The organism is Vibrio sp. 11-4(1) (assembly GCF_013048625.1).
GTDB lineage: Bacteria > Pseudomonadota > Gammaproteobacteria > Enterobacterales > Vibrionaceae > Vibrio > Vibrio diabolicus.
The window spans coordinates 1-1024 of record NZ_VHSY01000050.1; the positions used below are offsets into that span (position 1 = coordinate 1).

General features: G+C 45.3%; 2 tRNA genes and 2 rRNA genes. All 4 read left to right on the forward strand.

The annotated features are described in order from the left end of the window. Positions 1 to 89 (forward strand): 16S ribosomal RNA (locus FKN16_RS24275); the annotation flags it as partial. A gap of 66 nt (positions 90 to 155) precedes the next feature. Beyond that, positions 156 to 232 (forward strand) — tRNA-Ile (locus FKN16_RS24280). A gap of 42 nt (positions 233 to 274) precedes the next feature. Continuing rightward, positions 275 to 350: transfer RNA gene (locus FKN16_RS24285), tRNA-Ala, on the forward strand. A 262-nt stretch (positions 351 to 612) separates the two neighbouring features. Beyond that, positions 613 to 1024, forward strand: a 23S ribosomal RNA gene (locus FKN16_RS24290); the annotation flags it as partial.

The window sequence follows — 1024 nt, forward strand, 5'->3', positions numbered from 1 at the left end:
GGGGGACGCTTACCACTTTGTGGTTCATGACTGGGGTGAAGTCGTAACAAGGTAGCGCTAGGGGAACCTGGCGCTGGATCACCTCCTTATACGATGATTATTGCGATGAGTGTTCACACAGATTGATACGGTTTATAAAGTAAAGAGACGATACTGGGTCTGTAGCTCAGGTGGTTAGAGCGTTCGCCTGATAAGCGAGAGGTCGGTGGTTCGAGTCCACTCAGACCCACCAATTTCTTTTTCAAGGAATTGGCGACAGTATCGACACCTTGATGGGGCTATAGCTCAGCTGGGAGAGCGCCTGCCTTGCACGCAGGAGGTCTGCGGTTCGATCCCGCATAGCTCCACCATCTTTAAGTGTTCTTGAAAAAGAATCTTTAAAAATGGTTTTCATCAGAAAATCTAGCTCTTTAACAATTTGGAAAGCTGACAAAACAACAATTTATTGTTGTTTGTAAAGTTCTCAAAGTATTCCTGATGGAATACAACTAAAAACACATTCAAGTGTTCTTGGAATTTGAGTCCGGCAAAATCGAATGTCTCTCGCTCATTCAAATAATGAGAGACAACTTTGGTTGTTTAACATCAATTCGAAACTCCTTCGGGTTGTATGGTTAAGTGACTAAGCGTACACGGTGGATGCCTTGGCAGTCAGAGGCGATGAAGGACGTATTAACTTGCGATAAGCCCAGATTAGGTAGTAAAAACCACTTGAGTCTGGGATTTCCGAATGGGGAAACCCACTTACATAAGTAAGTATCGTTATGTGAATACATAGCATAACGAGGCGAACCGGGGGAACTGAAACATCTAAGTACCCCGAGGAAAAGAAATCAACCGAGATTCCGAAAGTAGCGGCGAGCGAAATTGGACTAGCCCTTAAGCTTTATAGGCGTTAGGTGAACAAGCTGGAAAGCTTGGCGATACAGGGTGATAGCCCCGTAACTGACGACGCATATTCAGTGAAATCGAGTAGGGCGGGACACGTGATATCCTGTCTGAATATGGGGGGACCATCCTCCAA